Raw genomic sequence first — 1,545 nt, 5'->3', positions numbered from 1 at the left:
GCTTGCCAACGAAGCGAGGCTTCGGCAATACCTCGAATTGCCCCATGGCATCCCGGGGCACGACACCATCCGACGGATCTTCGAGGTGCTCGATCCGAAGCAACTGGATGCGTGCCTGCTGAATTGGGTAGGCCAGGTATGTCCGGATCTTCATTCGGTCATCGCAATCGACGGCAAGAGTGTGCGTGGTTCGGGCTCGCACGCCAAGGGTGTGCGTGCCTTGCATAGCGTGACGGCCTACGCGAGTCTGAGTGGGCTGGTGCTGGCGCAGCAGCGTTGCGAGGAAAAGTCGAACGAGATCACGGCCATTGAGGCTCTGCTGCCCGTCCTGTCACTCGAGGGCAGCCTGGTGACCATAGACGCCATCGGCACTCAGGTGACCATCGCCCAGGAGATCACCGAGCGCGGCGGCGACTATCTGCTGGTCGCCAAGGACAATCAACCCAGCCTGGCTCAAGCCGTTGAGGACTATATGCGAATCGGCAAAACCCACGATTGGGTGCACATGAATCCATCGATCTTCGAGACGCTGGATAAAGGACATGGTCGTCTTGAAACCCGCCACTGCGTCGCAGTGGCAGCGCCGGACTATCTCAGCGAACTGCATCGCTGGCCCAAGCTTAAGAGCCTGGTGCGCATTGAGCGCACACGTGAGATCGCTGGCCAGGTAAGTTCGCAGACGCAGTACCTGATCAGTTCCGCAGCACCCGACGCCAAATACCTACTTGAGGCGAGCCGCATGCACTGGGCCATCGAGAATGGCTTGCATCATTGCCTTGACGTGACCTTCCGCGAGGACGCCAGCACCGTGCGCTTGCGCAATGCGACGGCCAATTTCGCCACCTTGCGCCGCATCACTTTGAATTTGCTGCGCATGCGGCCCGAATCCGGCAAGAAAAAGCGCAGCGTGGCCGCACGTCGCAAGGTCGCCGGCTGGAATCCCGACTACTTATACGAGTTACTCCAGCTCACGCCACGTCCAAGAGTTTGATGCTCCGGCCCTGGCCCCGGCCCAAAGCAGGGTTTTTCAACGAAATAGGTCGAGTGCTGCCGATGGCTGTCATCGAGGACTGACGCATGATATATGCATTTTGTATCAGACAGTGGCGCTCGTATAGGCTCGTGCGGTAGCCCACAGACTACGCCAAGCAATCGTAAGAGCATCGAAAGCGGGCGAGCGTCATTCGCTCGCGAGACGAACGCGAACACCGACCGGTGGCAAACGGTTCGGCCGGCGAGACTCTGGAGTCAGCGCACATGGCAAGGTCTGGCGACATGCCAATCGCCATCAGTAAGCACAGTACGCGGAAGCAGTTGTGCTCGTTACTGAACGCGCTTTGCGCGGCGGATGGCCGCGTCGCCTACATCGTCGGCTTTACGGTCAGCGAGAACGCGAAGCCCGAAATCAGGGACGGTCTGCCAGGGCTCCTCGCATGGCATGTGCTCGATTCGGACGACCATCACATGGTCGTCACCTACTGGGCCTCGAAAGAGACTTTCGACACGGCCGGAGAGATCTGGAAGACGTCACGGGGCGTTTCGCAG

2 protein-coding genes are annotated in these 1,545 nt (G+C 59.7%); both read left to right on the top strand.

Features of this window, described 5'->3' with window-relative positions; translation table 11 throughout:
• The coding region (locus P0D89_RS52830) for an ISAs1 family transposase (RefSeq protein WP_408367182.1) at nt 1-991 on the top strand (991 nt) is incomplete at its 5' end.
• Nucleotides 992-1,257: 266 nt separating this feature from the next.
• Nucleotides 1,258-1,545, top strand: a 288-nt coding sequence (locus P0D89_RS52825) for a hypothetical protein (RefSeq protein WP_408379598.1), incomplete at its 3' end; no start/stop codon positions are given.

The sequence above is a fragment of the Paraburkholderia sp. RL18-085-BIA-A genome (assembly GCF_046027075.1).
In the GTDB taxonomy this organism is placed as follows: Bacteria; Pseudomonadota; Gammaproteobacteria; order Burkholderiales; family Burkholderiaceae; genus Paraburkholderia.
This window is presented reverse-complemented; position numbering and strand designations above follow the sequence as displayed.